6 protein-coding genes are annotated in these 6,637 nt (G+C 64.7%); all 6 read left to right on the top strand.

Annotated features, from left to right (window positions below; genetic code table 11):
* Nucleotides 1–1,187: tetratricopeptide repeat protein (locus GTP69_RS30430; RefSeq protein WP_161058369.1), on the top strand; the 1,187-nt coding region annotated here is incomplete at its 5' end.
* A 3-nt stretch (nt 1,188–1,190) separates the two neighbouring features.
* The gene (locus GTP69_RS30425) at nt 1,191–2,894 is read left to right on the top strand and encodes a GspE/PulE family protein (RefSeq protein ID WP_161058368.1); all 1,704 of its coding nucleotides are present in this window, start codon (nt 1,191–1,193) and stop codon (nt 2,892–2,894) included.
* Nucleotides 2,894–4,096 carry a type II secretion system F family protein gene (locus tag GTP69_RS30420; protein WP_161058367.1) on the top strand — a complete coding sequence of 401 codons (1,203 nt, stop codon included), beginning with the start codon at nt 2,894–2,896 and terminating at the stop codon, nt 4,094–4,096. Before GTP69_RS30425 ends, GTP69_RS30420 begins: the two co-directional genes overlap by 1 nt.
* 7 nt (nt 4,097–4,103) lie before the next feature.
* Nucleotides 4,104–5,687, top strand: coding sequence for a hypothetical protein (locus GTP69_RS30415; RefSeq protein WP_161058366.1), 1,584 nt, complete (start codon nt 4,104–4,106; stop codon nt 5,685–5,687).
* A complete protein-coding gene (locus GTP69_RS30410; protein ID WP_161058365.1) occupies nt 5,684–6,373 on the top strand; it encodes a hypothetical protein in 690 nt (229 codons plus the stop codon). The genes GTP69_RS30415 and GTP69_RS30410 overlap by 4 nt, the downstream gene beginning before the upstream one ends.
* 65 nt (nt 6,374–6,438) lie before the next feature.
* Nucleotides 6,439–6,637 (top strand): hypothetical protein (locus GTP69_RS30405; protein WP_202424639.1); only part of this gene is annotated, 199 nt, incomplete at its 3' end.

The raw sequence follows: 6,637 nt of genomic DNA, 5'->3' as shown, positions 1-6,637 counted from the left end.
GCGCGGCCGCGGCAGCCACCACCACAGCTGCTGCGGCGACGGCTGCTGCTGCCTCTGCCGGCGCAGCATCCGGCAAAAAAACCACCAACGATGCCGCCAGCGCAAAAACGCCCGCCGGCACGCGCGCGCGCGCGCGCACTGCCGCCACGGCCGAGCCAAGCAGCCTGGACCCTGAACGCCTGCGCCTGATCGGCCTGATCGCCGTGCTGGTGCTGCTGGTTGGCGGCTTCGGCATTTATTACTGGATCGCCCTGACCGGTCCCGGCGCAGGCGCCGGCCTGCCGCCAGTGCCGATGCCGCCGCAAGGCGCCACCGGCACTGGCGGCGTCGGCCAGATCATCGTCGCCAATCCCGGCGCAGGCAGCACTGGCGCCGGCCCGGACGCGGCCAATGCCGGCAACCCAGCCGACGCCGACGATCCCCTGCTTGGCCCCACCACCGCCAGCCGCAGCAGCCAGCAAGACCTGGAGCGCCGCCTGGAACGCACCGAACAGGAACTGGCCGCCGCCCAGCAAGCCATCCAGGCCGCAGCCGCGCCGCGTGCTGAGCAGATGCCGGTACTGGCCGCGCCGAAAAACGACGATATCCGCGTCACCCGCATCGTGCAGCCAGCCCCGGTCGCGCCGGCGCTGGACCGCGCCTACCAGGCCTTCAACAGCGGCGACACCGCCGGCGCCCAGCAGCAATATGACGCCGCCCTCGCCCAGGACGCCAACAACCGCGACGCCCTGCTCGGCGCCGCCCACGTCGCCGCGCGCCAGAACCAGAAAGACCAAGCCGCCGGCTACTACCTGCGCCTGCTGGAACTGTCGCCCAACGACGCCGACGCCACCGCCGGCCTGATCGGCCTGCGCCAGGGCGACATCAGCCAGAGCGAAGCGCGCCTGAAAGCCATCCTGGCCAACACCCCGGATGCCGGCCCGATCCTGTTCGCCCTCGGCAATTTGTACGCGCAACAAGGCCGCTGGCCGGACGCCCAGCAAGCCTACTTCCGCGCCGTCGGCGCCGCGCCGGACAACCCGGACTACGCCTACAACCTGGCCATTGGCCTGGACCGCCTGAACCAGGGCAAACTGGCGCTCGGCTACTACCAGCGCGCGCTGGCATTGGCGCAGGACAAGGCCGTCGGCTTCGACCGCAACGCGCTGCGCAAGCGCATGCATGAACTGAGTACCGCCCCCCACTGACACATGGCAGAACAACCCAAAATCCCCCTCGGCAAACTGCTGATACAAAAAGGCATCATCAGCGAAGACCAGCTGCGCATCGCGCTGATCGAGCAGAGAAGCAGCAACGAGCCGCTGGGAAAACTGCTGATCACACTGGGCTTCGTCACCGAAGCCACGGTGCGCGAGGCGCTGTCGGAAAACCTCAACACCCAGAGCGCGGATCTCAACAGCCTGGTGGTGGACGCCATCGCCCTCAAGCTGATCCCCAAGGAAGTGGCCAAGCGCTATCGCGTGTTCCCGATCGTCTACGAGCGCGCCACCGATAACCTGATCCTGGCCATGTCCGACACCAGCAACATCGTCGCGCTGGACCAGATCAGCGCCATGCTGGTCAAGGGCATCACCATTACGCCGCTGCTGGTCAACGAGTCCGACATCTCGCGCGCCATCGACCAGTATTACGGCTTCGAGCTGTCGATCGACGGCATCCTGCACGAAATCGAAACCGGCGAAGTCAATTACGCCAGCATCGGCAGCACCTCGGACGAATACAGCCAGCCGATGGTGCGCCTGATCGACGCCATCCTGGCCGACGCCGTGCAAAACAGCGCCTCCGACCTGCACTTCGAGCCGGAGCAATCGTTTCTGCGCATCCGCTACCGTATCGACGGCATCCTGCGCCAGATCCGCAGCCTGCACAAATCCTACTGGCCGGCGATGGCGGTGCGGCTGAAGGTCATGTCCAACATGAACATCGCCGAAACCCGCGCGCCGCAGGACGGCCGTATCTCGATCAAATTCTCCGGCCGCCAGATCGACTTCCGCGCCTCGGCGCAGCCGACCACGCACGGCGAAAACTTCGTGCTGCGCGTGCTGGATCGCCAGAAAGGCATTGTGCCGCTGGATGGCCTGGGCCTCGGCGAGAACGAACTCAATCTGCTCAAGCTGATGATCGCCCGCCCCGACGGCGTGATCCTGGTGACCGGGCCGACCGGCTCCGGCAAGACCACCACGCTGTATTCGATCCTCAACCACATCAACACCGAAAGCGTCAACATCATGACGCTGGAAGACCCGGTCGAATACCCGATGAACATGATCCGGCAAACCTCGGTCAACGAATCGTCCAAGATGGGCTTCGCCGAAGGCATCCGCTCGATGATGCGGCAAGATCCGGACGTGATCCTGGTCGGCGAGATCCGCGACAAGGAGACCGCCGAAATGGCCTTCTCCGCCGCCATGACCGGCCACCAGGTGTATTCGACGCTGCACACCAACTCCGCCATCGGCGCCATTCCGCGCCTGCTGGACATTGGCGTGCTGGCCGATATCATGGCCGGCAGCATCATCGGCATCATCGCCCAGCGGCTGGTGCGCAAGCTGTGCACCGCCTGCCGCGAAGCGCACGTGGCGGACGATGTCGAACGCCGCCTGCTCGCCATTCCCGAAGAAGCCGCGCCGCAAACGCTGTACCACGCGGTCGGCTGCGACAAGTGCGCGCACCAGGGCTACAAAGGCCGCATCGCCATCATCGAATTGCTGAAAATGACGCCGGCGCTGGATGAACTGGTGGCGCGCCGCGTCTCCACCCGCGAACTGAAAAACGCAGCGGCCGCCGGCGGCTTCCACAGCCTGATCGACGATGGCCTGCGCCGCGTGCGCGAAGGCGTGACCACACTGGAAGAAGTCGGCCGCGTGGTGGACCTCACCGAAAGGCTGGGCTGATGCCGCAATATCTCTACCGCGCGATGGATGCCACCGGCCATATCCAGCCGGGCAATATGGACGCCGCCAACGAGCCGGATCTGGAGTTGCGCCTGACCCGTATGGGACTGGACCTGATCGACTGCCGCGTCTCGCGCGCGAAGGTCATCGCCATCAAGCGCGTGATCACCCGCAAGGATCTGATCAACTTCGCCTTCCACATGGAGCAGATGACCGGCGCCGGCGTGCCGATCCTGGAAGGCTTGAACGATCTGCGCGAGAGTATCGACCATCCGCGCTTCCGCGAGATGATCACCGGGCTGATTGAAAATATCGAAGGCGGCAAGCAGCTCTCGGCCGCGCTGGCCGCGTATCCGGAAGTATTCGACCTGACCTTTACCAGCCTGATTACCGCCGGCGAACAAAGCGGCAAGCTGGCGGAGGTGTTCAGGAATCTGTCGGAAACGCTGAAGTGGCAGGACGAACTGGCGTCGCAGACCAAGAAGATCATCATGTACCCGGCCGCCGTCGGCCTGTTCGTCACCGGCGTGATGTTCTTCCTGATGATCTACCTGGTGCCGCAGCTGACGTCCTTCGTCAAAAACATGGGCAACACGCTGCCGTTGCATACCAAGGCGCTGATCTTCGTCTCGAATATCTTCATCAATTATTGGTACATCATGATCGCCATCCCGGTGATCGGCTTCTTCGGCGGCCGCGCATGGCTGGCGCGCAGCGAACAGGCGCGCTATGCTGCCGATGGCTTCAAGCTGCGCATCTGGATGGTCGGCCCGGTGCTGCACAAGATTATCCTGGCGCGCTTCGCCACCTTCTTCGCCATGATGTACGCGTCCGGCATCACCATCCTCGAATGCATCCGGCTGTCGGAAGGCATCGTCGGCAACCGCGTGGTGGCGGCCGGACTGCGGCGCGCGGCGCAGCAGATCTCCGAGGGCCAGGGCATTACGCAGGCGTTCCAGAACACCGGCATCTTCCCGCCGCTGGTGATCCGCATGCTGAAAGTGGGCGAATCGACCGGCGCGCTGGATGGCGCGCTGCATAACGTCAGCTACTTCTACAACCGCGAAGTCAAGGAGATGATCGAGAAGGTGCAGTCGATGATCGAACCGGCGATTACCGTGGTGCTGGGCGTGATGGTGGGCTGGATCATGCTGTCGGTGATGGGACCGATCTACGACACGATCAGCAAGATCAGGACCTGAGGCCATCGTGTTCACCAAACATTTATTCTATCTGACCAGCGAACAGCTGTGCGCCTATGAATGGCACAACGGCCGGCTGTCGGGCGGCGTCTGTTTCGTCAACAACCGTGGCGGCATCGATGACTTCATGGACTACATCGACAGCCACCACCGCTTCTCGCCCGCCTACATCCTGGCCGACCTGATTGAAGAAGACTTCCAGCGCGTGACGCTGCCGCACGTCAGCGGCGCCGGCGCCCGCAAGCTGCTGCAACGGCGCTTGATGCAGCAGTACCGCGAAACGCCGTTCCGCCATCACGAGGTGCAGGGCCGCGAAGCCGCCGGCCGCCGCGACGACGTCGTGCTGTTGTCGGCGCTGACCAATCCGTCGTCGGTGCAGCCGTGGGTGGAAGCGCTGGAACAACTGCAAATGCCACTGGCCGGCCTGTATTCGACCACGCTGATGAGCGAAGAACTGGTGCGCAAGCTGCGTCTCAACGATGAGCACCTGCTGCTGGTGACGCAGCAATCGGCCGGCTGGCGGCAGAGCTACTTCCAGAATGGCATGCTGAAGTTCTCGCGCCTGACGCCGGCCATCGACCGTGACGGCAATCCGGTCAACATCGGCGTGGAAACCGCCAAGACCCAGCAGTTCCTGAGCAGCCAGCGCCTGATGGCGCGCGGCCAGGTATTGGCTGCGGTTGTGGTGACGCCGGCCGCCGATACCGAAGCGCTGAACGAACAATGCGAGGACGGCGCGGAAACCGAATTCCGCCTGCTGTCGCTGGAATCCGTGGCAGCCAGCGTGGGCCTCAAGACAGCACGCGGTGTCGACGATCTGGCCGACTGCCTGTCCGGCCACATGGCCGAACCTGCGCTGCTGGCATTGCTGGCGCACAGTGCGCCGGCCAGCCACTACACGCTAGGCCTGTGGCAGCGCTACTTCAAGCTATGGCGCGCGCGCGTCTACCTGTACGCGGTGAGCGCCACACTGGCCATCTGCGGCTCAGCGTGGACCGGCGCCAACCTGTGGCAGGAACACGAAGCCAATAGCGACAGCAAGCAGCTGGCCGCAGAGACGTCGAGCTTCAACCAGCGCTATCGCGCCACCATGGCGGAGATTCCACCGCGCGTGACCACCACCGCCAACATGCGGGCGGCGGTCAATGTGGAACGCATGCTAGCCACGCAATCGGGCACGCCGCTGGGCATGGCCACGGTGGTCAGCGAAGCGCTGGAGGCGGTGCCGCAAATCCGCCTGCTGCAAATGGACTGGAAAGTGAACGCACCGAGCGCCAACGCGCCGGCGCCGGGACAGGACGCCACCCAGGCTACGCCGATTTCCTCGCTGGTGGCGGGCATTCCGCAACGCGCGCCGCAGATACTGGTGCTGGAGGCGGAAATCACGAGCGACCAGGATGACTATCGCAATGCGGTGGAAAGCATGACGCAGTTTGCCAAAGCGCTGGCGCGCCATCCACGCCTGACGGTGGAAGTGGAAAAGCCGCCGGTGGATACGCGGTCGTCGGTCAAGCTGTCCGGCAAAGCCGGCACGCAGGCGGCTGCGCCGGGCCGTGCGCGATTCACCCTCAACCTGGTGTGGAAGCCATGAGCACGAATCCTGTTCCCGGCAAAAAGAAAACTGCGGCAGCCATTACGCTGCCGTACTGGATCACGGAATTCGTGTTGATCCGCACGGCGGTCCTGACGCTGCTGGCGGCGGTGACCATTTCGCTGACCGGCGTGATGCTGAGCCAAGTGAAAAAACACGAAGCCAATGACACGCTGGAGACCAACCAGCGCGCGCGCGACGCTGCGTCATCACTGTACGCGCAGGTGGACAGCGAGAAGCGCGACATCCGCAACTACCAGCAACGCTTTATCGCACTGCGCCAGCGTGGACTGGTGGGCGACGAGCGCCGGCTGGAATGGCTGGACGCGATCCGCCAGACGCAGGAACAACTCAAGCTGGCGCCGCTAAGTTACGAGATCGAACCGCAACAGATCGTGCAACTGGACTCGCCGCTGGACCTGGGTGACTTTGAGCTGCGCGGCAGCCGCATGCGCCTGCACATGGAGTTGTTGCATGAGCTGGACCTGTTCAACTTCTTCCAGACGTTGCGCCAGCATAGCTACTTTGCGGTGCAGGATTGCTCGATCAAGCGCCTCGGCGTGGTGGCCGGCACGCCCGGCGCACCGACGCTGGGCGCCGACTGCACACTGAACTGGATCACGCTGAACAGCGCACCCAAGACGCCGGCGATGGCCGCGCTGCCAGCAGCGAAAGGCAAATCATGATGCGCCACGCCACCCGCTCCACCATGCCGACGCCGCTGCCAATCCCGATGCCGGTGCGGGCCGCATTGCTGGTTTCACTGCTGGCCGCCCTGCTGCTGGCACCCGCGTCCGCGCAGGCGGAAGTCACGCTGGGCCGGCTGTTTTCGACGCCGGCCGAGCGCGCGACCATGGAAACCACCCGTGGCGCCAGCGCTGCCCTCGCGCCAAATTCGCAAGGCCAGCAGCCGGCGCCCGGCACGCCCGGAGGCCCCGCCGATCCCGGCC

It is taken from the genome of Duganella levis (assembly GCF_009857605.1).
In the GTDB taxonomy this organism is placed as follows: domain Bacteria; phylum Pseudomonadota; class Gammaproteobacteria; order Burkholderiales; family Burkholderiaceae_D; genus Rugamonas; species Rugamonas levis.
The sequence above is the reverse complement of the archived record's forward strand: the minus strand, read 5'-3'. Positions and strand labels throughout refer to the sequence as shown.

What these genes read in the sequence shown, in the direction of transcription:
- GTP69_RS30425 (WP_161058368.1), top strand. Translation starts at nt 1,191, where the DNA reads ATGGCAGAACAACCCAAAATCCCCCTCGGCAAACTGCTGATACAAAAA.
- GTP69_RS30410 (WP_161058365.1), top strand. Translation starts at nt 5,684, where the DNA reads ATGAGCACGAATCCTGTTCCCGGCAAAAAGAAAACTGCGGCAGCCATT.
- GTP69_RS30420 (WP_161058367.1), top strand. Translation starts at nt 2,894, where the DNA reads ATGCCGCAATATCTCTACCGCGCGATGGATGCCACCGGCCATATCCAG.